Genomic DNA, 25,379 nt, shown 5'->3' with positions numbered 1-25,379 from the left:
TTTCAATTATTTGATTCATGGAAAAAAGCCGTGTTGTTTTGTTTTATTTTTCTTTCAGCCCATAAGCAATACAGCGTCGGCACAATAAAAACTGTCGTAAGCTCTAAGATCATCCCGCCTAGGGCTGGGATAGCCATTGGTACCATGATATCCGAGCCTTTACCCGTCGACGTGAAGATGGGTATCAATGCCAAAAGAGTGGTTGCAGTAGTCATCAGGCAAGGGAGCACTCTTCGTTGTCCTGCTTCGATGACTGCAGCCCTTATCTCATTGATATCTTTGGGTTGGTTACTTTCAAAACTCTGTTTCAGATAGGTCGCCATGACAACCCCATCATCTGTAGCTATTCCAAATAGGGCAATAAAACCTACCCAAACCGCTACAGAAAGATTGTAGCTTTTCATCTGAAATAGGTCTCTTAGATTGATATCGCCAAGATTTAGGTCCAAGAACCAATTTTGACCGAACAGCCAAATCATCAAGAACCCACCTGAGAAGGCCATTGCCACGCCGGAGAAAACCATCAGAGCAGTGGAAGCTCTCTTAAACTGGAAATAGAGAATCAAAAAGATTAAGATGAGCGAAAGTGGAACTACGATAGAAAGTCGTTTTTCAGCCCGAACCTGATTTTCATAATTTCCGGAGAATTCAAATCGAACTCCGGGTGGAACTACCAATTCTCCAGAATCAATCTTTTGCTTCAAATATTTTTGTGCGTCTTCTACCACATTGACTTCTGCAAAACCGGTTTTTTTATCTAGTAGTACATAGCCAACGAGAAAGCTGTTTTCACCTCGGATCATATCGGGTCCTTTTCGGAAAGTGATTTCGGCTAATTGCTCAAGGGGTATGAAGCTTCCTGATGGAGTGGGAATTAATATTTCATGTAAAGCCTCCGGATTGTCGCGGTACTCACGAGCATAGCGGACTCGAATCGGATAGCGCTCTCTACCTTCCACTATGGTGCTTAAGATTTTACCTCCAATGGCTGATTCGATGAACTCTTGCACATCGGCTACATTCATTCCAAATCGGGCTATCTCCTTTCTGTTTATATCAATTTCGAGGTAAGGTTTTCCCACAATTCGGTCTGCGAATACTGACTCTGACTTTACAGAAGGAACCTCTTTCAGGTAGTTTTCTAACTTTAGACCAAATGATTCAATAGTCTCTAAATCAGGTCCATAAACCTTGATTCCGATTGGAGCACGCATCCCGGTTTGAAGCATCACAAGCCGGGTTTCAATAGGTTGAAGTTTTGGTGCTGAGGTGACGCCTGGTAGTTTGGTGACCCGTACTATTTCATTCCAAATGTCATCTGGACTTTTGATCTCCTTTCTCCACTGCCTGAAATACTTTCCGCTTGGATCAGGGATCAACAGCTTGGAATCTATGCTAGAAGGTTCATTGGAGTCTGGATCATAGCTAAGACCATTTTCCAAAACAAAGTGCCCTTTTTCATTCGTCTGGAATCTTTGTCTGTATCCGTTTTCATCAATTAAGTATTCGCTTTTGTAATTGATGACATTCTCAAACATGGATAAGGGAGCAGGATCGATGGCGGTTTCTGCTCTACCAGCCTTTCCCACCACCAAATCCACTTCTGGGATAGCCGTGACCAGCATATCGAGTTTCTGAAGGGTTTCGAGGTTTTCTTCAACTCCAGCATGAGGCATGGACGTAGGCATGAGTAAAAACGATCCCTCGTCCAATGCTGGCATAAATTCTTCACCTAAACCTGGAAAAGTATGAATCATTGAACTCCAGACATTAGTCGTCCGAATATTCCAACCCAATGCGTCAAACGTTCGTGGGATGAAACCGAATACTTGACTAAAGCCCAACCAAATACTGGCTCCTAAAAGGATGATGATTGCAGGAAAGATCAAAAACTGCTTTTTATGCGAAAGACACCAGCTTAGAATTTTTGGATAGACCTGGATAAACAGCCTAAATCCACCCAAGACAAGGATTAGTAGAACTCCTATAAAAGTGAAATTAGCAAAGGAGCTAAGCCCTACCCCCAAGGGCATCCAGTAAGTAGTCAGTAGCCAGGAAACAGCTAGGACTGTAATGCCTATCAGAATCCAATCCCTTTTAGTCTCAAGTTGCTTCGGAAAATAGTATAGGAGTAAATTGGCTGTTCCAAAGGCCAATAAAACCCAGCCAGCCCAAGCCCATACCCAAATCAAAACACTTAATCCCAAAATGATCAAAAGACCATTTCCAAAAAGGTTCCACCTTTTGCTGAGTGCATTCTTGCCAAATACCCAATGCGCTAAGGCAGGCATAATCAGCAAAGTGAAAATCAAGGCTGCAACCAATGCAAAGGTTTTGGTGTAGGCTAGGGGACCAAATAATTTCCCCTCAGCTGCTTGAAGAGTGAAAACTGGAAGAAAACTGATGATAGTGGTACTGACCGCTGTAATAATTGCTGAAGAAACTTCAGTAGTAGCTGTGAAAATCGTTTTAAGCTTAGACTCACTCTCAGGGGCTTGATCAAGTTTTTGAAGAATGTTTTCGCTGAGGATAATCCCCAAATCAACCATGGTGCCTATGGCTATGGCAATGCCTGAAAGAGCCACAATGTTGGCGTCAACACCTGTGTACTTCATCATGATAAAGCACATCAGCACTGCTAAGGGGAGAAGTGCGGAAATTAATAGCGAGGCCCGTAAGTTGTACACCATCACCACCACTACGATGATGGTGATCAATATTTGAAGGGAAATTGCTTCTGAAAGCGTACCGAGTGTTTCATAGATCAATTCTGACCGATCGTAAAAAGGGACGATGGTGACCTTAGAAAGCCGACCATCGTCAAGCGTTTTGGAGGGTAGGCCATCTGAGAGTTTGTCGATTTCAGCTTTTACTGATTCGATGACTGCCAAAGGATTCTCTCCATATCGGGCAATGACTACACCCCCAACTGCCTCAGCGCCCGATTTGTCCAAAATCCCTCCCATATTTCTTGGCTGAGGACCAATATTGACTTTGGCCACGTCTCGAATGCGGATGGGGGTATTGTTTGTGGTTTTGACGACAGCTTGGTCGAGATCGCTCAGTTCCTCTACGTAGCCTAGTCCTCTGATAAAATAATCTACCCGATTCACCTCGATGGTATTTGCAGAGACATCGATATTGGATTGTCGGACTGCATTCATCACATCGAGCAAGCTTACCTGATAGGCTTTCAGCGCTGTAGGATCAATATCTATTTGGTATTCTTTGATATAGCCTCCCACTGATGCTACTTCCGCTACTCCAGAAACCGCAGAAAGCGAATAGCGAACAAAATAATCCTGTATACTTCGCAATTCATGTAGATCCCAACCGCCCGATGGGTTACCATTTTCATCCCTACCTTCCAGTGTATACCAAAAGACCTGCCCTAGTGCAGTGGCATCTGGACCCAGTTTAGGCTGAACACCCTCAGGAAGAAGCCCTGCAGGGAGGGCATTTAGTTTTTCGAGGACTCTCGACCTACTCCAGTAAAATTCGATATCCTCCTCAAAAATGATATAGATACTCGAAAAGCCGAATGCTGAGCTAGATCGAACACTTTTTACCCCCGGCAATCCTAGCAGGGAAGTTGTTAGTGGGTAGGTGATTTGATCTTCCACATCCTGCGGTGATCTACCCATCCATTCGGTAAATACGATTTGTTGGTTTTCGCCAATATCTGGAATCGCATCCACAGGTACTGGGTCCTGAGGAAGGAAATTGATATTCCAATTGAAAGGGGCGACAACGAGTCCCCAGGCGATTATAATGATCAGGAAAATAAACGTAACTAGTTTATTTTCAAGAAAATACTTGATGATTTTGTTTAGCATGATTCATTCCTTTAGAAAAAAGAAAAAGGTGCACAAAACAGTAGTTTTGTGAGAACAGCAAAATGCTGAAGGAATGAATTCTAGATTAAGAAAACTTGGTGTAGGATGTGTAGGGAAGTGGGTAAGGGCGGACTCTCAAAATAAACAATAGCCGACAAAGGAGCCTCAAAAAAGTCTAGACCTAATAGGAATACAGGTATGAAAGCGACCAAAAAATTAATTTCAAATTTTAAGTCTGCTTTTTGAATTGAAAAATCATCTTCAACCTGAAGCTTTTCGATTACGTTTTCGCAACAAGTTTCAGGATCTTCAGAGGAAGACTCTTCCGATGATTTCGGCATATTCATACCACAATCCAGATGTTTCGGAGAAATACCGATTTCACTTTCTACCGCATGCCCCATGCATAGATGAGTAGTCTTCGCCACTCCAATGGTGGAAAAAAGTACTACAAGAGAAAGCGCTATGGATACAATTCTTTTCAAGAATTCAAAAATACGGTTTTTTCTGAAATAGGTTTATATCACTTAAAATTGATGAGATCAAAGCCTTAAGATTCAAGAGGTTTGGCAATAAAACCTGCCTTAAGCACAGTTTTGAAAACTTCCTCATGGGTAATACTTTCGGAATTGACAGTGAGGATGCGGTCATCGCTATTTAAATCTACCTCCCAGGATTCGATTTTTGTTTCCTCATCAAGCTTTGGGCTTACTTTGGAGAGGCAGTTATTACAGTTGATATTGGTTTTGAATTTGAGTGTTTTCATTTTGGTTATTTTAATGCTTAGAAAATGGCATTAGTCACGAAATTGTTCCCGGTAATCATTTTACTTGTTCGAGTTTTTGGAAGAAAAGAAATGTAAAACCTTATTCATGGTTAATTTGATTCCTTTATTGCTTTTTCCCAGTCGATCATTTCGATCGTATTGAGTTCTGGACCTCCGCCACGATTGGCAGATCCCGCAGCTACATAGATTTTTCCTTCCCAAAATACCACTCCAGTACCATGCCTGCCTTGATTCAATTTTGGGAGAAGTTTCCAAGTATGATTTCTAGTATCCAAGACTTCAACTTCTGCGTGGGCTGATTCCTGCATAGCACTTTCTCCATTCAAAATGACCAAGTAGGGGCCAATTCCCAAGTTGGAATTTCCAGCTCTTGGAGTAGGGAGGGTGGTATCAATGGTCTCCCATTTTCCAGTTTCAAAATCAAAGTAATCGATTTCTTCGATGGTGGTTTCCAAAACCTTGCCTACCGCTGCATGGGATGTTCGACCTCCTGCGAGATATAATCTATTTCCAACTATCGCCGCACTGACGTGGTCACGTGCTCGCGGAGCATCGGGAAGTTTTTCCCAAGTACCCTTCGCGGGATCCAAGACATCAAACCAAGGAACAAATCCATCGTAGTGTCCATCTTGTATGCCGCCGACTAAATAGATTTTCCCTTCTCTGACCGCTACCCCTGCTGAGCCTCTAACGCGTCCTGCGGGTAATTCAGGTCCTTTTCTCCAATTTTTCGTTTTAGGATTGAAAATCCAAGCATGAGTAATGGGTGGTTCGTGGGGATAATTCCCGGTCATGGCTCCCAAAACCCAGATTTCATCTTCAAAGCTTGCAGCCTGAAAATGGCTTATTTCCATAGGGGCATCTGCTATTTGGCTCCAGGTGGAGGTATTAGGATCAAATTCATCCACTGATCGATCACCGCGGCCTCCTAAAGCATAAAATTTACCATTGCATTCCACAAAGGAATTTTCATGCCGTTTCATGGCATTCCCTTTGGCTTGGATTTCTTTCCAGGTCTCTTGAGCAAGCGTGACATAGCCAAAAGAAAATAAGAGAAGGACGAATAGAGCGGTTTTCATAGGATTTTGTTTTCGGTAGAGAATAGATTATTCAAAAATTGAATAAATAATTGAAAATCAGTTTTTAAAGCCCATTTTTCCTTATCCTCGACCCAAGTCTAAGATGTTTCGAATTTTATTGATATCTGCCAATTCTTGGTGGATTTTTTCACCATCACTCTTTGCGATCAAATCACGGATACTGGAGAGATTGGAGATGTAGCCATCCAGTGCTTGGAGGATATTCTCCTTATTTTCTGTCAAAATTGGAGCCCACATGGATGGGCTGGATTTTGCCAATCGAACAGTCGAAGCAAAGCCAGAACCCGCCATATCAAAGATATTCCGATCATCTTCCATTTTTTGAAGGACAGTCTTTCCAAGCATAAAGGAACTCACATGGGACAGGTGAGAGACAAACGCCAAATGACGATCATGCTCTTCCGGATCCATGAAGCGTAATTTCATGTTCAAGGCCTCAAAAAGCTGGTAGGCTTTTTCTTTTAGGTGAAGATCGGTTTTGTCCATTTCACAAAGAATCATGACTTTCCCGTCTAGCAATTCTGCAAAAGCTGCTTTTGGTCCACTGTACTCGGTACCTGCTATAGGGTGGCCGGCAAGGTATTGCTTACGCTTCGAATGGTTTCCTGCGCGAGCGCAAAGATTACTTTTGGTGGATCCTAAATCGATTACAAGCGTATTTTCACCGATTTCATTAAGTGTTTTTTCCAGAATATCTCCTAAGCTATCGGCAGGAGTAGCTAAAAGAATAATATCCGTATCCGGATCTGGGTTTTCTTTTGCTTCGGTAATGATTCCCAAAACCTCGGCATCCTTGAGGTTTTTCTTAGAAATATCGAATCCAGTAATAGTCAATTCAGGGAACTTTCGACGGGCAGCTAGCCCAAAAGAACCTCCCAAAAGGCCCAATCCGATAATGTGAATCTTGTTCATAAATCTTTAATTTTTTAATCGTTTAATAGCTTCCAATATTTTGAATTCAGGTAGGCAAAGCGAAATTCGAACGTGATTTTTACCTTCTTCTCCGAAAATCTCCCCGGGGGTGATGAATATATTTTTTTCATATAAAAGCCAATCTACAAGCTCTTGAGCTGATTTGTTAGCTGGTAATTTTCCCCAAACGAAAAGACCTGAACGATCTTTAGAGAAATCCAAATCGAGAAGCGTTGCCAAGTCCCAGGCTAATTTTCTTCGCTTTTCATACTCCTCATTGATATCTGAAAACCAATTTTTGCCTAGCCTCAATGCCTCAACAGCCCCACGTTGAATTCCTAAAAACATCCCGGAATCCATATTGGACTTGATTCGGGTGATTGCTTTGATCCAATTTTCCTGACCTAGGACCATTCCAACACGCCATCCAGGAATATTGAAAGTTTTGCTCAGTGAGTTTAATTCTAGTGCAACTTCCTCCGCACCTTCAATTGAAAAGATGCTGATGGGTTCCGGATTCAGAATATGGCTGTAGGGATTGTCATTGACCAAAATGAGATCATGTTTTTTAGCAAAGTCGACGAGTTTCTGAAAGAGTACCTTGCTACCTCTATGCCCGGTAGGCATGTGAGGATAATTCACCCAAAGAATTTTCACTTTGCTCAAGTCCTGTTTTTCCAAAAGATCAAAATCCGGAGAGCCATCAGATAGCAGGGGATAGCTGATTGCCTTGCAGTCAAGTAATTCGGTCACGGACCGGTAAGTAGGGTACCCGGGATTTGGAATCAATACTTCATCACTGGGGTTCAGAAAAGCCATACTGACATGCATGATGCCTTCTTTGGAGCCCATGAGAGGAAGAATTTGCTGATCCGGATTTAGGGAAACTCCAAATTCCTTTTCATAGTATTCAGCCATTGCAACTCTCAATTCTGGGATTCCCTGATAAGATTGATATCCGTGGGAATTGCCATGATTGGCTGTATTTTGTAGGGCCTGAATCACCGAAGCTGGTGGAGAAAGGTCTGGGCTTCCGATTCCCAGATTAATGATCGGTTTTCCCGAAGCTATGAGCTGATTGACCTCTCGTAATTTTGCCGAAAAGTAGTACTCTTTAGCCTCTTCCGTGCGCTTTGCAAATCCCTTCATGCTTTTCGGTTATGGTATTCACCCAATATTTTCAACTCTCCAAATTCTGCTTTCGCTACCCGCATGGCCTCGTGGTAGTCATGGTAATTGTCAAAAACCAAATCAATAAAAAAAGCATATTCCCAAGGCTTTTCGATGACAGGAATCGATTGAATCTTACTCAAATCTAAGTGTAAATTGCTGAAATGCGTGAGTAACCTGGCCAAACTACCAGCCTTATTTTGAATGGTAATTTTAATGGATGCCTTATTGGGCGTTTGATCCTTTGGTTGAGCAGTTTTTCCTAGAAAAATGAATCGGGTAAAATTGCTCTTGACCGACTGGATATCACTCACCAAAACCTCCAAATTGTAGATTTCTGCTGCTATTTCGCTGGCTATGGCTGCTACTCCCTTTAGTTTTTGCTCCGAAATACGCTTCGCCACTGTAGCTGTATCGATGTCGTCGATACGTTTGATTTGAGGATAATGGTTTAGAAAAGCTTTGCATTGGAGCAAAGCCATGGGATGAGAACGAACCTCATGAATATCCTCTATTTTTTGACCTGGCAAGACCATGAATTGATGAGAAATTGAGAGGTAGTATTCTCCAATAATTTTCAGTCCATAGCGGTCTATAAGGTCATAATTTGGCAGAATGGCTCCGGCAATGGAGTTTTCAATAGCCATGACACCCACCGTAGCTTCTTCATTGAATACAGCTTTAGCTACTTCCTCAAAGGTCGAAAAGGTTAAAATCTCAGCTTCTCTGCCATACTCTTGAATCGCCACTTGGTGGTGGAAAGAACCTGGAATTCCCTGGATAGCAATCATTTGCTTCATGACTTCTGCATTTGAATACCCAAAGACTCGCAGTGATCCCAGAAGCTTGGGTAGGACTTATTGACCACGGATGGATCCTCCATTTTGACCTTGGTTTTGGTCAAAAGCGGCATGAATGCCATGGCCATTCGGTGGTCATCATAGGTGTGAATCTGAACTTCGCTTGGCATCGTGACCGATGGAATCACTTCGAAAATATCCGGCTCTACTTCCTTAAGTTCAGCATTGAATTTTGCCAGCTCTTCCTGTAAAGCAAAAATGCGATCTGTTTCCTTGATTCGAAGACTTTCGAGTCCGGTGAATTTCACCTTTTGACCAATGATCGCACAGGTAACTGCTACTGTTTGGGCTAGGTCCGGACAGTGAGTGAAATCAATATGAGAAATGCCTTTAACTTGCTGTTTTTCAATTAAAAGACCGCCTTCTTTGAAAGTGCTTTTGATGCCAAAATTCTCCATAATCCTTACGATTTCGGAATCACCCTGCAGGCTATCTTCTTTTAGTCCCTTTAGGAAAAAAGTGCCTTCATCAGCACAAGCCAAAAGACTAAACCAATAGCTCGCTCCTGACCAGTCGCTTTCCACTGAAAAGGTACCGGATTGGTATTTTTGAGGCTTTACGCTAATCAAATTGTCTTCCCAAGAATGCGACACACCGAATTTCTCCATGAGTTGAAGTGTCATTTCGATATAGGTGCGACTTCCAACTTTTCCTTGCAATTCAATCTCCAAGCCCAAAGGAAGAGTGGGAGCTATCATCAGCATGGCTGAGATATACTGACTGGAAACATCCCCCCGGATTTTTACCCTATTCTGGCTTTGTTCTTTCATGCCATGAATTGCGAGAGGCGGAAAGCCCTCTTCATTCATATAATGGATTTCAGCACCAATGCTTCGCAGTGCCTCAACCAAAATCCCGATGGGTCGCTGACACATTCTCGGAGTTCCGGTCATGACTTTATTCTGGTTGGTTGCTGCGGCGAAAGCGGTTAAGAATCGCATGGTGGTACCTGCATCCAATACATCAAAAATAGGAGGATTGGTCTGAAGAAGTCGGATCATAGTCTGGGTATCCCGAGCTTCTGCTAGATTATGAATTTGATTCTGACCTTCGGTCAAAGCGTCAATAATTAAGACTCTGTTTGATTCACTTTTTGAGGAAGGAAGGGGAATTTCCTTTGCTTCGAAGCGGGCTTTTTGCCCAAGTTCGAGTATTTCCATTGGGGGATTTTCGTTATAGGGATTGATAAAAAGAAAGGGCCTCAGCAATCTCCTTCTGGCTCGCAGGAATATTGTATTGGCACTTACCTATTTGGTCAAGAAGGGAGAAAAGAATGGTTTTTCCTTCATTTTTTTTGTCCTGCAGACAGAGATTGACAATTGATTCCAGCTCATTATCCAGAATTTCTGTCTTGCCATAGACTTGTAGAATAGTCTTTACGATAGTGTCAAGTTCGCTCTGATTCAAGCCACATTTCTGTTGGGACAGCCAAGCCTCGCAGATCATGCCTGCTGCAATGGCTTCACCATGAAGCAAATGCTTTTCCGAATCGAGGTAGAAGGTTTCCATTGCATGGCCTATGGTATGTCCGAAGTTTAGGATTTTTCTAAAACCACTCTCCTTTGGATCTGTGTGGACCACGTATTTTTTGATTTGAATCGAATGCTCAATGAGCTCCTTCCAATCATTTTTCTCCCAATTTTCAAAATCAAGCTTTTCAAAATAGGACTTGTCTTGAATCAGTCCATGCTTAATGACTTCAGCAAAGCCCGATCTAAGTTCTCTTTCAGGAAGAGTTTTAAGAAATTCAGGTGCAATCAAGACCATTTCGGGTTCATTGAATACCCCGAGGTGGTTTTTCAAGCCCTGGAAATCCACCCCAAGCTTGCCACCTACGCTTGCATCGACTTGAGATAGTAGGGTAGTAGGGACAGTGATGAAACGAATGCCTCTTTTGTAGATACTGGCACAGAAACCACCCATATCACCGATCACTCCACCGCCCAGGTTGATCATGATGGCCTTTCGGTCTAGACCGGCTGCAGTCATCTCCTTCCAGATCAACGAGCAGGTTTTAAGGGTTTTATGCTTCTCACCCTGAGGTACTGTGAAGTGATAGAAATCATCACCCAAAACCTCAGCAATGGCGGGAAAACACATTTTTTTAGTGTTTTCATCACTTAGGAGGAATATGGACGAGTGAGAAAGATTGGCTAACCTACTTCGTAATTCAAAAGCTATATTTTGAGTAATATGGACTGGATTCACAAACCTGAATTTTGTATAAAGTTAGCTGAAAGCAGAAAAAGGAATAATTATTCTATTCCTTTTTCCAGAATTTCCTTTTAGGCTTTTTTTACTGCGTCGGCTTCTCGAAGTTGTTTTTCTTGACGCTTCACTGATTCTTCATGAATCGAATAAAGCAATTCTTTCATGAATTTCTCACTGAGATTTTTCTTCACACCTTTTTGGGTACGGCTTTCCATCACATCTTTCCATCTTCCTGATTGGAATACGGTCAAATGATGCTGTCTCTTGTGCTCTCCGATCTGATCGATCACTGCAAAACGCTCCTGAAGCACATCCAAAAGTTGGTCATCCAGGTGGTCAACTGCACGGCGAAGATCTTCCAATCGCTCATCCGGCTTCATGTTTTCGAGCGGCTCCTTGAAATCAATCGAGTTGAGTATCTCGCGCAAAGCTTTTGGAGTCACCTGCTGCTTGGCATCAGACCAGGCATTATCTGGATCGTGATGAGTCTCTATCATCAGTCCATCCAAACCAAAGTTCATAGCTCGCTGAGAAATATCCAAGATTCCGTCTCTTTTTCCTACGATATGAGAAGGGTCATTGATGACTTCCATTCCTGTCCAAACTCGCTTCAAGTGAATAGGCATGGACCAGTTTGGCTTATTTCTGAATCTTTTGTCATAAGCATCTGAAAATCCCCGGTGGATTGCTGCTAGTTTGTCCAAACCAACTGCATGCATTCTTTCCAATGCACCTATCCAAAGGTCCAAATCAGGGTTCATAGGGTTTTTTACCATCACTGGTACATCAGATCCTCTGAGAGCTTCAGCAATTTCCTGAACAGCAAAAGGATTGACAGTTGTCCGGGCACCAATCCAAACCACATCTACTCCGTGCTTAAGAGCAAGTTCTGCATGAGCTGCATTTCCTACCTCAACGGTAATTGGGATATTCAAGTGATGTCTCACGATTTCCATCCACTTCAGGCCTTCTTCTCCGATTCCTTCAAAAGAACCTGGACGCGTACGCGGCTTCCAAATACCAGCCCTGAAAAGTTGTGGTACTGCATTCTCTGCTTTCATTTCCAGGCAGATTTTTTCGATTTGTTCTGGACTTTCGGCAGAGCAAGGGCCTGCAATGATCAGTGGGGTGGTCAATCCTAGTCCCCAATCTTTGATTTGTTTGTGTGGTTTCATACGTCTGAGCGTTTAAATGAAAAAAGCCCGACTCTTTCGAATCGGGCTTTTGTGTTTTTATATTTTGTTAGTTTTTGACTGGACAATACACAGCTCCGATTCGATTTTGCATTCGAAAGTAAAAGTAAAAGAAAGTAAAATAGATCGTTGCTGTTATTAACATGCCGTAAATGTATTCATAGACTTTTTAAATGCAAAATAATTTTTTGGTAAAATTTTACTGAATTGATAAAAAGAAGGCCGGTTTTTTTTAAATATTTTAAATAGAGCTGATTTTGATTTAGGTTTTAGAATTAATTATATATTAAACAGAAATTTTTAAAATAAAATTTTGAGAAAAATATTTTCTAAAGCAGGAAAGATTTTAGTGTGAGCTTTAGTCCATTTATTCAGAATCCAAAATCTCAGTTTGTTTTCGAATTGACTCCTGATGTAATAATCCGAAGATTTCCTGAATCAAATCTTTATTCAATCCCAATGGCTTGCCCCATTCAGGTCTAGATTCGAAAATCTCTTTCCATCGATCCAACTGAAGGACTGCTACATTATTGAGCTTTTTGTATTCCCCGATCTTCTCTACCAATTCGAATCTTCTATGCAAAGCTTCCAACAAATCATGGTCGGCTTGATCAATTTGCTGACGGATTTCCTCTAGTTGGGATTTCATCTTTTGACCTTCAAACTTCACCTTTCTAGTCTTAAGCTCAGATAGCATCTTTTTTAGATCAGCTGGAGTGAGTTGTTGCTGAGCATCCGACCAAGCATTATCAGGGTCGATATGACTTTCTATCATCAAGCCATCAAAATTCAAGTCTAGGGCTTTCTGTGCAATCAATGGTACTAGCTCTCTTTTTCCTGAAATATGGCTCGGGTCATTGATCATCATGATCTCTGGAAAATGAGTGCGAAACTCAATCGGTATCTGCCATAGAGGCGAATTGCGGTGAATGGTATCCCTAAAATTGCTGAAACCTCTATGAATCACTGCTAGGTCGGTAATACCCGCTTTTTGGAATCTTTCTACGGCGCCCATCCAAAGGCTAAGGTCTGCATTGACGGGATTTTTGATCATCACTGGCTTTCCTGTTCCTTTTAGGCTATCCGCAATCTCCTGTACCGTAAATGGGTTGACCGTGGATCTTGCACCTATCCAATAGATATCAATGTCGTATTTCAAAGCTTCCTCGACGTGTTCAGCTGAGGCGACCTCAATAGCAAATTTGACAGGATATTTGCTTTTTACTTCCTGAATCCAAGGCAATGCAATAGATCCGAGCCCTTCGAAACTTCCTGGTCTGGTTCTGGGCTTCCATACACCCCCACGGATGATTTCGATGCCCTGGTCTACCAATTGACTTACTGTCTCCTCAAGTTGATTGGGTGATTCGATACTACAAGGCCCTGAAATAATGAGCGGATTTTTATGGTTTTTCTTATTAAAGAGTTTTTTCAAAATCAAATGGATTAATAATTCCTAAATCTCTTTTTTGGTCTCAATTACGCCTGCAATTTCTATAATTTTTTGCTGCCAAGACTCTTCTCATATTTCCTAACAAAAAGGAAGTCAAAGCTGTTTTTTTGATATCTTTGCGACTTAATTTGCGCTGTATGGCAGTGAAACCCAAAATTTCTTTTGAGAATCTAGAAGTTGCCTTTGCATCCAAGACTGATGCTGAGCTTCGAAAAATGTATTTGATTTTTGCTACCCTGAATAATAATCTGATTTCAGATTTGGGGGTTGGCTTGGCAAACTTGGCCTTCAAGCTGAAGTTGCCGATCAAAGGCATCATGAAAAAGACTATGTTTGGACATTTCTGCGGTGGAGAGACCATCGACGAAACCATATTGGCTTGTCAAAAACTAGCTGATTATGGAGTTCAGGCAATTTTGGATCTATCGGTGGAAGGGAAAGGAGATGAGGAAAGTTTTGAAAAGACGACGGAGGAAATTTACCAAACCATGCTAAAATCAGCAGAGACGGATTACATGCCGTTTGGGGTTTTCAAAACGACAGGTTTGGGGGATTTTCACATCATGGAAAAAATCCAGGCCGGTCAGAAACTAACTCAAGCTGAAGAAAAGGCATTCGATCGAGTAAAAGAAAGAGTGGACCGTCTTTGCAAAGCTGCTCATGACCTCGGTATTCGGGTCATGGTGGATGCTGAGGAGTCTTGGTTTCAGGATGTTATTGATGATTTGGCTTATGAAGCAATGGAAAAATATAACAAGGAGCGCTGTGTGGTATACAATACCTATCAAATGTATCGACATGATTCCTTGGCAAGGCTGATGAAGGCGCATCAAGTAGCTCAGGAGAAAGGCTACCTATTCGGAGCAAAACCTGTAAGAGGTGCCTACATGGAAAAAGAGCGGGAGCGAGCCGAAGAAATGGGCTACCCTGATCCAATTCAGCCAAACAAAGCTGCTACTGATCGAGATTATGATGCAGCAATTAGATTCTGTGTGGAAAACGGAATTTATTTAGTCTGTGCCTCTCATAATGAGAAAAGTAACCTGGAGCTAACCGAGCTTATGGAGGAGTTTGGTTTAGATCCTCAGGATAGGAGAGTGTTTTTTTCTCAATTGTACGGGATGAGTGATAATATTTCATTCAATCTGGCCAAGGCAGGATATAATGTAGTGAAATATGTTCCCTATGGACCTGTGGAGAAAGTCATGCCTTACCTCACCCGCCGCGCTGCTGAGAATACTTCCATTGCAGGACAGAGCAGTAGGGAGTTTGAATTGGTGAAGCGGGAAATGAAGCGTAGGAAGGGCGATTGATAGCGTAAAAGTAGAAAGCCCAAAAAAGTAAATAGTGAGTAGTAATCAGAACTATAGATTGATAAAATGCAAGTATTGAGCGAACAGGAAATAGAGCGTCGTAGAGACCGGGAAGAGCTAATGAAACTGGGATTGAATCCCTATCCAGCGGAGGCTTTTCCAATCAATGTGACCGCAGAAGACATCCATCAAAATTACGAGAATCGAAAAAACGACTATAAGAATATTTCCATCGCTGGACGCTTGATGTCAAGACGAATTATGGGTTCGGCATCTTTTGCTGAGATTCAAGATTCGACTGGTCGTCTACAGATCTATGTAAGACGGGATGATATTTGCCCGGAGGATGATAAGACGCTTTACAATTCAGTCTTTAAAAAGCTCCTGGGAATCGGAGATTTCATCGGAGTCAAAGGATATATTTTTACCACGCAGACAGGGGAGATTTCTCTGCATGTAACTGAGCTTAAGGTGCTTTCTAAGGCAGTTAAGCCACTTCCAGTAGTGAAAAGAGACGAAGAGGGGAATATCTATGATGGATTTACTGACCCTGAACTTCGCTACAGACAGCGCTATGTGGATCTTACCGTCAACCCTGAGGTAAAGAAGACTTTTGTCACACGCTCCAAGATCATTTCTACCATGCGTCGGTACTTCGATGATCATGGTTGGTTAGAGGTGGAGACGCCTATTCTTCAGGCAGTTCACGGTGGGGCGGCAGCACGTCCTTTCCAGACTCATCACAATACCTTGGACATGCCTCTGTTTTTGCGCATCGCTAATGAATTGTACTTGAAGCGATTGATCGTAGGAGGTTTTGATGGGGTCTATGAATTTGGGAAAATGTTCCGAAATGAAGGGATGGACCGAACTCATAATCCTGAATTCACTTCGATGGAAATCTATGTGGCTTACAAGGATTATATCTGGATGATGGAGATGGTAGAAGAGCTGATCGAAAAAGTCACGGAGACCATTCACGAGGATACGAAAGTCAAGGTAGGAGAGCATATTATTGATTTTGCAGGACCTTATCGACGCTTGACTATGTATGATTCTATCAAGGAATATGCAGGTATAGATGTGAGTCAGATGGATGAGCAGGAACTTCGTGAAGTTTGTAAAAAATTGGCTATCGAGGTGGATGATTCGATGGGTAAAGGAAAATTGATCGATGAGATTTTTGGAGCAAAAGTCGAAGCTCATTTGATTCAGCCTACTTACATCACTGATTACCCGATCGAAATGACGCCATTGGCCAAGAAGCACCGTACCGAGGAAGGTTTAGTGGAGCGTTTTGAGCTTTTTGTCAATGGAAAAGAAATAGCTAATGCCTACACAGAGCTGAATGATCCGATCGATCAGCGGGAGCGTTTTGAAGATCAGCTGAAGCTGGCAGCTCGTGGAGATGATGAGGCGATGGCCATGGATGAGGATTTCTTGAGAGCTTTGGAGTATGGGATGCCTCCTACCTCTGGTCTGGGAATAGGAATTGACCGTTTGACCATGCTACTCACGAATAATTTCACGATTCAGGAAGTGCTTTTCTTCCCTCAAATGAGACCTGAAAAGAAAGCAGTTGCGTTGTCCGAGGAGGAGAAAATTGTATTCGAATTGATCAGTAAAAGTAGCCCGGCAAACCTTTTGGATATCAAAGAAGAGGCCGGTCTTAGCAATAAAAAGTGGGACGTCTCTATGAAAGGGCTCACCAAAAAAGGTGTCGTCAAGGTGACCAAAGAAGGTGAAACCCTTACTATCGAAGTAGTGGATTAAACCCTATTTATTTCAAACAATTAATAAGGTGAAAGATGATCAAATGTCTTTCACCTTTATTTTTTTCAGCAATACTTTTTGAATAATTAAGCAGATCCAAGAATAGTATAATTTTATTAAAATAATTTATTGATTTTTAGGCTTTTACATGCTTGAGTATTATTTTTCCTAAGCAAAAAAACTTTTGAATATGCGTGAAGTGATGATGACAGGAATGGGACCTGGAAATTTTTCGGCCATTCGTTCCCAGTTCCTGAGATGTTATGATGAATTATCGAAGATGGCAAGGCAAAAACTCCGGTCTGAGTATCAGTCTAGCACCTTGGATACAGCAGCCTTGGTTCATGAAGCTTATCTCAAAATGGACGGTAATCAGAAAGGTTACGCCGATAAAAACCATTTTCTGGCGATAGCCGCCATCGTGATGAGGAGGTTTTTGGTAGATTATGCCAGGCAAAAAAAGCGACAGAAGCGGGGTGGAGATCAGATACAGCTTACATACGGCTCTGCTAATCAGGCTGTCATGACCTCTCCAGAGGAAGTTTTGCAACTAAATGACGCTCTGAATAGACTTAAAGCTTTGAATAATCGGCATTGCCGGGTAGTAGAGTTCCATTTTTTCGGTGGCTACAAACACGAAGAAATTGCTGAGATGATGGGAGTATCGATTGATACAGTGAGAAGAGATTGGCGCCTTGCAAAAGCTTGGCTTAGTAAGGAGTTGAAAAACTGAATCGGTTTGGACTAGGAGAATAAACTTAGATTCTGTATAAAACTCCTTTTTAAAACCTGTACCTATTTGTCAAATGAATTTTTTAAAAAGTAAATAGCATGAAGAGAGGAGATGGAAAGTGGGAAGAGGTTTCAGGACTTTTTCATGAATTAACTGAGCTGTCCGAAACTGATAGAAAAGCTCGACTCCAAGAAATTGCTGAAAAGAATCCTGCTCTTTATGATCAGCTTACCGATTTGCTTGAAGCTGATTTAGAATCCCATCCTATTTTCAAGGCAGGTACAGGTAGTGTGTTTTCTATATTGGAAAACGATCACGAGCTCATTAATGAATCAATTGGTCCTTTTCAACTCAAGGAACTGGTTGGTCAGGGAGCTATGGGGACCGTATTCAAAGGTATTCGGGTGGATGGTCAGTTTGATCAGGTGGTGGCAATCAAATTGATGAAGCCATTGATGATCAATCCTGCCTATCGTAGTTTTTTCGATCGGGAGAGACAAATTCTAGCTAAGCTGAATCATCCCAATATTGCCAGACTATATGATGGAGGTTTCACTGAAGATGAAAGACCTTTTTTCACCATGGAGTGGGTCTCGGGAAATAATCTTTTGGATTACTGTAGGATTCATAACCATGGGCTCATTGAGCGATTGAAACTTTTCGGGCAGGTATGTCAAGCAGTGCAGTATGCCCATCAATCTATGATCGCTCATCTCGATATTAAGCCCCAAAATATTATTGTCAATCAGGATGGACAAGTCAAGCTGCTTGACTTTGGCGTATCTCAAATGCTGGAAGAAGGAAATGAGCAGGAGGGGAGTTTTACCTTAGCCTATGCATCTCCAGAGCAGATTGAAAGAGATCACCCAAATACCGTTTCGGATATTTATTCTTTGGGAGTTGTTTTATTTGAGTTGCTATGTGGCTATCATCCATTCAAAAAATATTTCGAAGACCCTACTGCATTAAAAGAAGCAGTGCTTGAAGGAAATAGAGCAAGTTTTAGACTTTTACTGGAATTTGGATCGGTTGCCTTTGCAGATGATCTGTCATTGATTTGCATTAAGGCGATGGAAAAGTATCCGGATGATCGCTATGCTTCTGTCGATGAGCTTGTCAGGGATTTGGAAAATTTTGAGCAAACCTATCCCATTCTTGCACACCCGGAGGATTGGACCTATCGTGCCAAAAAATACATTCGAAGAAATCGCACTATTCTAGCGGTGGTCAATTCTGCGGCGTTATTATTAGTGGCTCTTGGGCTATTTTATACTTTTCAATTAAGAGAGCAGCGAAATATCGCTTTAGCAGAGGCCAAACGGGCTAATCAGATCACTAATTTGATCACGGATGTTTTTTCGTCAGCAGACCCCAATATCGGAGGTGCTGATACTATTACGGCAGTTCAGCTTTTGGATGAGGGATTGAAAAATCTGGAAAAAAATCTTGGAGACGATCCAGCCCTATTTGCTGATATGCTTCTCCGCTTGGGGCCAGTATATTTGAGCTTGGGCCAATACGACAAGGCTAAGAATTCGATCGATGAGGCCTATCAAATCAATTTGAGCCAAGAAGGGACCTCAGTGGAAATCTTGGCAAGGAATGAGGTGTTGAAATCAAGCTCTCATTTTATGTTTGGCAAACTGGATTCGGCTGTTCTTTTTTCAGAAAAAGCTATCCAACGGCTTACTGATGCAGGAATAAATGAGGGTGAGTTATTGGCAAGTGCCTTACTGGAACTCGGAACTGTCTGCTATGATATTACCGATTATTCACGGGCGGATTCCGCCTTGACAGCAGGTTTACGCTTATCTAGATTAGCAGACCCAACTCCTAATGTCGAATTGGCCACTTTGCTCCATATGAAAGGTGCTACAGCCCGAAAACTAGACAGATTTGATTCAGCCAAAAAATACCTGACTGAATCCCTGGAGATGAAAAGGCAGCTTTTTGACGAGCCTCACCTGGAAATAGCCTATGCCTATAACTATTTTGGGAGTTTTTATCAGGACATGGACGATTATGAACAGGCGCTGGATTATGTCAAAAAATCTTTGGAACAAAGAGAGGCCATTCTAGGAATGTATCATGTAGAAACGGTAGCCAGTATGGGTAATCTGGCCAGGACTTATATAGGTCTTGGAAATCCTGAAGAAGCTATTCCTGTCTATCAATCGACAATCGTGGTTATTGACTCCATTTTTGGCAGATCTCACTACTACTATGGGGCACTACATGGGAGTTTGGGAAATGCGTATTATGCAGCTGGAGATTTGAAAAATGCCCGTGAAGTTTATGAAACCAGCTTGGAGATATTTGACGAATTGCTATCTGATAAAGACCCCCGGAAGGCTAGCCCAAGGCAGAGATTAGGAAAAATCGCAATGGATGAGGGGCGCTTTCAGGATGCCAGATTGTACTACGCCGAAAGTCTTGAAATCAGAGAAAAACTTCTTCCTCAAGGTGATATTCAAATCGCCCAAAGCCAACAAGCTCTTGGTGGGTGCTTGCTAGCGATGGGAGATTTTTCTACCGCCATAGAATATCTGGAAAAAGCTCTGGAGACTGCCAATCAGAATCCGGATGAGAATCAAAATTTGATCAATCAGTTGAACTCTTCATTGGCAGAAGCTTTTGATATTTCCGGGAATCCGGAAAAAGCTTCTTTCTATGCTTCCTCAATAGAACAAGGGAATTAGGCGGACCAATTCCCTATCTTTATTTTAACAGTTGACCTGATTGAGTACGATCTGGGTACAAAAGTTCCTTGCGGTCGTTTCCAGACATACCTGTGTTGGCTTATTGTAAATCCGGTCTCCTAGGAATTTCCAGGCGAACCCATCTTGTACCTCGACAGTCAATCGGATATCATATGCTCCTGCAGGTACTTCTTTCACCACTTTTCTGTTTTGTACAATTTCACCACTGCTGATAGCCTTGTTGGAGGGCACTCCATTTACCATAATTTTATAGGTAACAGTAAACCGGACATCTATTCCGCAGATACCGCTTCGGTTATTTAGTGAGATTTCTCTGGCTGGATGTTTCTTCTCCTCACAGGTTTGGACATCATATTCGGTTGTATATCCCAATTTTGCCGTGGTATTGTCTTTCAGATAGTGAAGTTTGTAGGAGATGGGTACACCTGGGTTGTTTCTTGAATAGACCGCGTTTTCACCCTTGATGATGTATTCCAAATCCGCGAAATTTTTGGCACTCACGGCTTCGGAAGCCACAGAAGCATTACCTCCAATAGTGACTACGGTGATGTTGGAGGTATTGAGGATGGCTTTGTATTTGGCTTCTATTGTGCCAGACACTTGGGTCAACCCTGTAGCATAATTTAACGCGCCCTCCAATTCAGCAGAGGTAGCACTGGTGGTTGTGGTCATTCGAAACATGATGATCCGACCGTAATTGACCGCCTGCACATAGGCTGGGGGAGAATCCGGCCCAAATTTTTGTTCGATTTCGGTGATGCTAGCATCCGGCCCGAATACTTGTCCAGGACTGGTAGGAGGATCCATGGTCACGGAATAGAAAACTTGCTTGAAGGACATCATGGCTACTCGTTCGGTGTTGGTGGACTGAAAGTTGAACTGGGTCTCTACATCTCCGCGAGCCCATTCCACATTCAGCCCTATATCCATACTTACCTGTCGGCTACTGTAGGATGTTCTGGCTATGTAGCTGGAATTGGCTGCATTGACATATCCTTCTTGATAGGCATTAGCATTCCACCATTCAAGTGCCTCGTCGATTTTTGTTTGTACCCCTGAGTTTGATGGATTTTCGACATTCAGAGAACCATTTTCCCCCATTCCCGGTAGGTCAATTCTTAAAGTCATGGGAGCGCGGTCAACCGCAGCAGGTGTAGGCAAACCGCCTAGCGTGGCTTCATCTGCGATAACTAAGGCACCTGGGTAGATGATCCCGTTTGTTGGCCTAAGAATGGCGATGTCCTCGAAGTTGTTCTTGAGATCATACTTGACCGTTCTGCACTCGAGAGTTCCTCCGGGAATAGCCGAGGAGTTGACCCGGTTGCTGATTTCTGTGCGCTGCGAGCCACCAGAGATATTTTGAACGTTTAAGAGACTATTATTATCAGCGGACATATTCCTCAAATAGTCGGTAATTGATTCTGCGTCAGGAGATATAAGGATAGGATCTTCACCGCCTCCTATATCACAGGCTGTAAAACTTAAGGTAAGTGCGAAGGCCAAAATCACCTTCAATTTGTTTTGAAATAATGCTTTCATGGCGTATAGATTTTTGGTTGTATATCTATAGGCGACAAAAGCGTAGGAAAGTGGTAACGGGATTTCGAAGAAAAATTGACTTTTTTTGAAAAAGTGCTCTATGAGGCTAGAAACCCACTATTTTCTTTTAAATTATTTCAACTTTACGAGTGGATAATTCAAACCATTGACCTCATTTCTGACCACGGTGTACTTATTCAGGCTCTTGAAAAGCTCAGTCAGGTTTCGAAAACCAAAGGTTCTTGGGTCAAAACTGGGGTCTATTTTACGAAGGGATGCTCCGATTTTAGCAATGTGAATTTCCTCCTCTTCATCGCTGGCCGAAATATCAAAGGCACGGTCAATCAAATGTAAATCCAGTTTGGGGTAGGGTCGTTTTGATTTTTTAGGAGTGGATGATTTGACGACATTAGCTCTATCGGTTTTCTTATCATCCTTGATTTCCTCAGCTTCATCTTCTTCACCCAGGTTTTCAGCAAATGTGAAAATCTCACAGGACTGAACAAAAGCCAATGGAGTGATCCGTCGACCTATTCCCATCACAAACATTCCTTCCTCCCGAATCCGCTTCGCCAAGCCAGTATAATCTGAGTCAGAGGATACAATACAGAATCCGTCCACTGAATTGCCATGAAGAATATCCATGGCATCAATAATCAATGAGCTGTCGGTGGAGTTTTTGCCAGTGGTATAGGCAAACTTTTGAATTGGATTGAAGGAGTATTGATTGATTACCTCCTTCCATCCGTTCATGTGCGGAGTGGTCCAATCTCCGTAAATTCGTCGAATGGTCGCTTTGCCGTATTTTGAAACTTCATCCAAGATTTCCTTGACTAGCTTGGCAGAAGCATTATCTCCATCAATCAAGACAGCCAAATTGAATTTTTTTTCTTGCATAAGATTAAGTTACTGATTTAATAAAGAAGGGGCTGAATCGCCCCTTTCATTCTTAGAGTTTATTTAAGATTTTCTTTGAAAAAGGCAATTGTACGCTCCCAAGCTAGATTTGCAGCTTTTTCATCATAGCGAGGAGTGGTATTGTTGTGAAATCCATGGTTGACGCCATCATACATATGCATCACATAATCTACCCCATTCGCCTTTAGCGCTTCTTCATAGGCTGGCCAGCCAGCATTGACCCGTTCATCAAGGCTTGCATACTGAATCATCAAAGGTGCTTTGATTTGAGCTGCTTCTTCCGCAGAAGGTTGACCTCCATAGAAGGGAACAGCTGCTTTGAGGTCAGGAAGCCTCACTGCCATCATATTCGATATCCAGCCACCGAAACAAAAGCCAACTACACCAACATTGCCATTGCAATCCGGATGGTTTTTCAAATACTCAAATGCCGCAATAAAATCCTCTAGCATTTCATCACGAGATCTTTCCCGCTGCATGGTTCTACCTTCATCATCATTGCCTGGATATCCACCCAAAGGCCAAAGCGCATCGGGAGCAATTGAAATAAAACCTGCTACTGCACATCGACGTCCCACATCTTCAATGTAAGGATTGAGTCCTCTATTTTCATGAACTACTACGATACCGGGAAATTTACCGCTTCCCGCAGGCTTAGAAAGTAAACCTCGAATTTCACCTCCGCCTTTTGGCGAATTATAAAAAACATAGTCTGAGCTTTGCATTCGCTCATCAGAAGGCTCCACCGTGGCAGTAGTCATATAATCAGGCATCATGGTACTCATGAGTGTGGTCAGCGTGATTCCCCCTACGGCATAGGCCGATAATTTTTCCATGAATGTCCTCCTGTCTAGCTGGTTATGAGCATAGTAGTCATAGAGGTCGTAGACTTCCTGCGGAATATCTTCTTTGTTGAGTTTTTTCATTGGATATAGTGGTTATTTGTAGCTAATAAAATTCCTTAAGTTTTTAAATCATCACCCTGTAGGAAGATTAATTCCTTGGTTCAGTTTCATTTTTTTGAGAAAATAGCTTAAATCTTTGAATTAATTAAGGGAAATTCTATCGACGGATAAATTCTATTCTGAAGCATGGGCTCTTTTAGAATCTTGGAAATACGATCACCTTTCCCCAAATATTCAATAGAATTCCTTGAATACTTTTATGAGAAGATGAACCTAGCTTGTCTGAATTTTATTAATTTGACCAATAAAATTTCTTTTATGGAAGAACAGGTTCCGAAGATCAAGCTAAAAGACAAAACCAGCCGTGAAAGGCAGACTTTTTTCAGAGTTACCTTCAATACCAATTCACAGTTGCTCAAAATTGCCGATAACAAGGCCAATATCGTCATTAGTATCAATGCGCTGGTTATTTCATCCATGGTGGCCTTAGTAGGTTACGGATCCGTATCGAATCAACTCGATATGCAGAATTTCATGATGCTTACCCCCATTATTTTATTTGTCTTGATGTGTTTGATCTCCACCATTTTGGCAGTCCAGGCAGCCAAACCAAAAATCGTCGGAAAGTCCGATAACTTGACTATAGAAAATAGGTCTTTGATATTTTTCGGGTCAGTCTCGCATTTCAGTAAGGACGAGTATATCCAAAAAATTCACGATGCGATGGCTTCACGTGATGCGATCATGGACCAAATGTCATCATCACTGTACTATCAAAGTCTCGTTTTGAATCAAAAATATAGACTCCTTAGTAGAGCCTATCAGGTGTTTATGCTGGGATTGACCATTGGCGTTTTGGCTTTTATTATCCAATTGGTCTATTGATCAAAGGAAAATTATTTTTTCTTGGTTTGTTTAGCTCTCGCTTTTGCACGCTCAATGGTATTCTTTCGATATTCTTCATCTTCATAATACCTTTTTCGGCTTTTGCTTAAGGTGTATTCCTTGTATTCAGAGTCTTTCTGATACTTTTCCCGATAACGTTTTCTTGTCTTCTCCCTGAATTCAGCGTCCTCTTCGTACCGTTTTTTAGCTCGGGCTAGAATCTTCTCTTTATTTTTCAAATAATATTCGGATGGCATAGTGCAATGCGTCGTTTTTAAAAAAATTAAAAAATAAAAATTTCACTCAAAAATCAACTTCCTTTAAAATCCATACTTCTGGAATTGATGCAGTAGCGAATACCTCCTTGATCTTTTGGACCATCAGGGAATCGATGTCCCAAATGCGAACCACAATTGCCACAAAGTATTTCCTCGCGAACCATGAAATGGGAATAATCCATCTGAACATCAATTGCCTCTGGTCTGACGGGTTCCGTAAAGCTAGGCCAGCCACAGCCGCTATCGTATTTTTTTGAAGAATGAAAAATCTCATTTCCGCATGCCTTGCATTCATAAATGCCAGTGTCATGATTGAGATAATATTCTCCTGTAAATGGCCTTTCTGTCCCTTTTTCGATCAGAATATGATAGGATTCTGAATCCAATTTTTGACGCAATTCTTCTTCAGAAAGCTTTACTGGATAGTTTTTTTTATTTTGATTCTTCATATGATAAAAACAAGTTAGGGGTCGCTTAGTTTGAAATCGTTTTATTTTTTGGGTTAATTCCTAGATAAAAGACGATTGTTCCAAGAAAATAACAAAAGATATCCCAAAAATCTCTAGTGTAAGTATCCGAATAAGCTGGTAAAAACCACTCAAATGCAACTGAGACGTATAAAAATCCGACGATCACTTGAGTCTTGGTAAATCGAAAATTGTCTTTCTTTGGATGAATCCATTGGAAAATCTGCAAAGTTAATCCCAAGATCACAGGCATCGCTAATAGGTCATCTAGATATGAGTATAGAAAGAGGAAGCTCTCAAATGACCAGTATTCCACTGCTTGATTG

At 41.9% G+C, this 25,379-nt stretch carries 21 protein-coding genes; 5 read left to right on the top strand and 16 right to left on the bottom strand.

Annotation, left to right across the window (positions count from 1 at the left end):
- Positions 1–2: 2 nt before the first annotated feature.
- From CDH51_RS03615 to CDH51_RS03565, 11 genes are all read right to left on the bottom strand, one after another.
- Positions 3–3,836: an efflux RND transporter permease subunit gene (locus CDH51_RS03615; RefSeq protein ID WP_100627287.1), complete on the bottom strand. Its 3,834-nt coding sequence runs from the start codon at positions 3,834–3,836 to the stop codon at positions 3–5.
- An 80-nt stretch (positions 3,837–3,916) separates the two neighbouring features.
- Positions 3,917–4,321 carry an HYC_CC_PP family protein gene (locus CDH51_RS03610; RefSeq protein ID WP_157807033.1) on the bottom strand — a complete coding sequence of 135 codons (405 nt, stop codon included), beginning with the start codon at positions 4,319–4,321 and terminating at the stop codon, positions 3,917–3,919.
- Positions 4,322–4,386: 65 nt separating this feature from the next.
- Positions 4,387–4,602, bottom strand: a complete 216-nt coding sequence (locus CDH51_RS03605; protein ID WP_100627285.1) for a heavy-metal-associated domain-containing protein — start codon at positions 4,600–4,602, stop codon at positions 4,387–4,389.
- Positions 4,603–4,712: 110 nt separating this feature from the next.
- Positions 4,713–5,702: a Kelch repeat-containing protein gene (locus tag CDH51_RS03600; RefSeq protein WP_100627284.1), complete on the bottom strand. Its 990-nt coding sequence runs from the start codon at positions 5,700–5,702 to the stop codon at positions 4,713–4,715.
- Positions 5,703–5,783: 81 nt separating this feature from the next.
- Complete coding sequence (locus CDH51_RS03595; protein WP_100627283.1) at positions 5,784–6,635, bottom strand: prephenate dehydrogenase; 852 nt, start codon at positions 6,633–6,635, stop codon at positions 5,784–5,786.
- A 6-nt stretch (positions 6,636–6,641) separates the two neighbouring features.
- Positions 6,642–7,784 (bottom strand): pyridoxal phosphate-dependent aminotransferase, encoded by a 1,143-nt coding sequence (locus tag CDH51_RS03590; RefSeq protein WP_100627282.1) that lies wholly within the window; start codon positions 7,782–7,784, stop codon positions 6,642–6,644.
- Positions 7,781–8,605, bottom strand: a complete 825-nt coding sequence (locus CDH51_RS03585) for a prephenate dehydratase (RefSeq protein ID WP_100627281.1) — start codon at positions 8,603–8,605, stop codon at positions 7,781–7,783. Before CDH51_RS03585 ends, CDH51_RS03590 begins: the two co-directional genes overlap by 4 nt.
- Positions 8,602–9,825, bottom strand: a complete 1,224-nt coding sequence (locus tag CDH51_RS03580) for a 3-phosphoshikimate 1-carboxyvinyltransferase (protein WP_100627280.1) — start codon at positions 9,823–9,825, stop codon at positions 8,602–8,604. Before CDH51_RS03580 ends, CDH51_RS03585 begins: the two co-directional genes overlap by 4 nt.
- Positions 9,826–9,838: 13 nt before the next feature.
- On the bottom strand, positions 9,839–10,873 hold the full coding sequence (gene aroB / locus CDH51_RS03575) for a 3-dehydroquinate synthase (RefSeq protein ID WP_100627279.1): 1,035 nt from the start codon (positions 10,871–10,873) through the stop codon (positions 9,839–9,841).
- Positions 10,874–10,950: 77 nt separating this feature from the next.
- Entirely contained in the window at positions 10,951–12,051 is a 1,101-nt protein-coding gene (locus CDH51_RS03570) for a chorismate mutase (protein WP_100627278.1), read from the bottom strand.
- A 385-nt stretch (positions 12,052–12,436) separates the two neighbouring features.
- Positions 12,437–13,504 carry a bifunctional 3-deoxy-7-phosphoheptulonate synthase/chorismate mutase type II gene (locus CDH51_RS03565; protein ID WP_232724733.1) on the bottom strand — a complete coding sequence of 356 codons (1,068 nt, stop codon included), beginning with the start codon at positions 13,502–13,504 and terminating at the stop codon, positions 12,437–12,439.
- Positions 13,505–13,659: 155 nt separating this feature from the next.
- On the opposite strand from CDH51_RS03565, the gene CDH51_RS03560 reads away from it, so the two are divergent.
- The 4 genes from CDH51_RS03560 (at position 13,660) to CDH51_RS03545 (ending at position 20,040) form a co-directional block, all read left to right on the top strand.
- Positions 13,660–14,835, top strand: a complete 1,176-nt coding sequence (locus CDH51_RS03560) for a proline dehydrogenase family protein (protein ID WP_100627276.1) — start codon at positions 13,660–13,662, stop codon at positions 14,833–14,835.
- Between the two features lie 66 nt (positions 14,836–14,901).
- Positions 14,902–16,608, top strand: a complete 1,707-nt coding sequence (gene lysS, locus CDH51_RS03555; protein WP_100627275.1) for a lysine--tRNA ligase — start codon at positions 14,902–14,904, stop codon at positions 16,606–16,608.
- A 190-nt stretch (positions 16,609–16,798) separates the two neighbouring features.
- On the top strand, positions 16,799–17,341 hold the full coding sequence (locus tag CDH51_RS03550) for an ECF-type sigma factor (protein WP_100627274.1): 543 nt from the start codon (positions 16,799–16,801) through the stop codon (positions 17,339–17,341).
- A 98-nt stretch (positions 17,342–17,439) separates the two neighbouring features.
- The gene (locus tag CDH51_RS03545) at positions 17,440–20,040 is read left to right on the top strand and encodes a serine/threonine-protein kinase (RefSeq protein ID WP_100627273.1); all 2,601 of its coding nucleotides are present in this window, start codon (positions 17,440–17,442) and stop codon (positions 20,038–20,040) included.
- Positions 20,041–20,064: 24 nt separating this feature from the next.
- Here CDH51_RS03545 and CDH51_RS03540 read toward each other — a convergent pair whose 3' ends face one another.
- The 3 genes from CDH51_RS03540 to CDH51_RS03530 all read right to left on the bottom strand — a co-directional run bounded on the left by CDH51_RS03540 (position 20,065) and on the right by CDH51_RS03530 (position 23,444).
- Entirely contained in the window at positions 20,065–21,600 is a 1,536-nt protein-coding gene (locus CDH51_RS03540; protein ID WP_100627272.1) for a thiol-activated cytolysin family protein, read from the bottom strand.
- A 132-nt stretch (positions 21,601–21,732) separates the two neighbouring features.
- Entirely contained in the window at positions 21,733–22,497 is a 765-nt protein-coding gene (locus CDH51_RS03535; RefSeq protein ID WP_100627271.1) for an NYN domain-containing protein, read from the bottom strand.
- A 59-nt stretch (positions 22,498–22,556) separates the two neighbouring features.
- Positions 22,557–23,444, bottom strand: coding sequence for a dienelactone hydrolase family protein (locus CDH51_RS03530; protein ID WP_100627270.1), 888 nt, complete (start codon positions 23,442–23,444; stop codon positions 22,557–22,559).
- Between the two features lie 297 nt (positions 23,445–23,741).
- Here CDH51_RS03530 and CDH51_RS03525 point away from each other — a divergent pair, with 297 nt between their 5' ends.
- Entirely contained in the window at positions 23,742–24,308 is a 567-nt protein-coding gene (locus CDH51_RS03525) for a Pycsar system effector family protein (RefSeq protein ID WP_100627803.1), read from the top strand.
- A gap of 11 nt (positions 24,309–24,319) precedes the next feature.
- Here the strand turns inward: CDH51_RS03525 and CDH51_RS03520 are convergent, their stop codons facing one another.
- Positions 24,320–24,565 carry a hypothetical protein gene (locus CDH51_RS03520; protein ID WP_100627269.1) on the bottom strand — a complete coding sequence of 82 codons (246 nt, stop codon included), beginning with the start codon at positions 24,563–24,565 and terminating at the stop codon, positions 24,320–24,322.
- A gap of 53 nt (positions 24,566–24,618) precedes the next feature.
- A complete protein-coding gene (gene msrB, locus CDH51_RS03515; protein ID WP_024282099.1) occupies positions 24,619–25,035 on the bottom strand; it encodes a peptide-methionine (R)-S-oxide reductase MsrB in 417 nt (138 codons plus the stop codon).
- Positions 25,036–25,379: the final 344 nt, after the last annotated feature.

The organism is Algoriphagus formosus, from assembly GCF_002807035.1.
GTDB lineage: Bacteria > Bacteroidota > Bacteroidia > Cytophagales > Cyclobacteriaceae > Algoriphagus > Algoriphagus formosus.
Note: the sequence above shows the minus strand (reverse complement) of the source record. Positions and strands in the feature narration are given on the sequence as shown.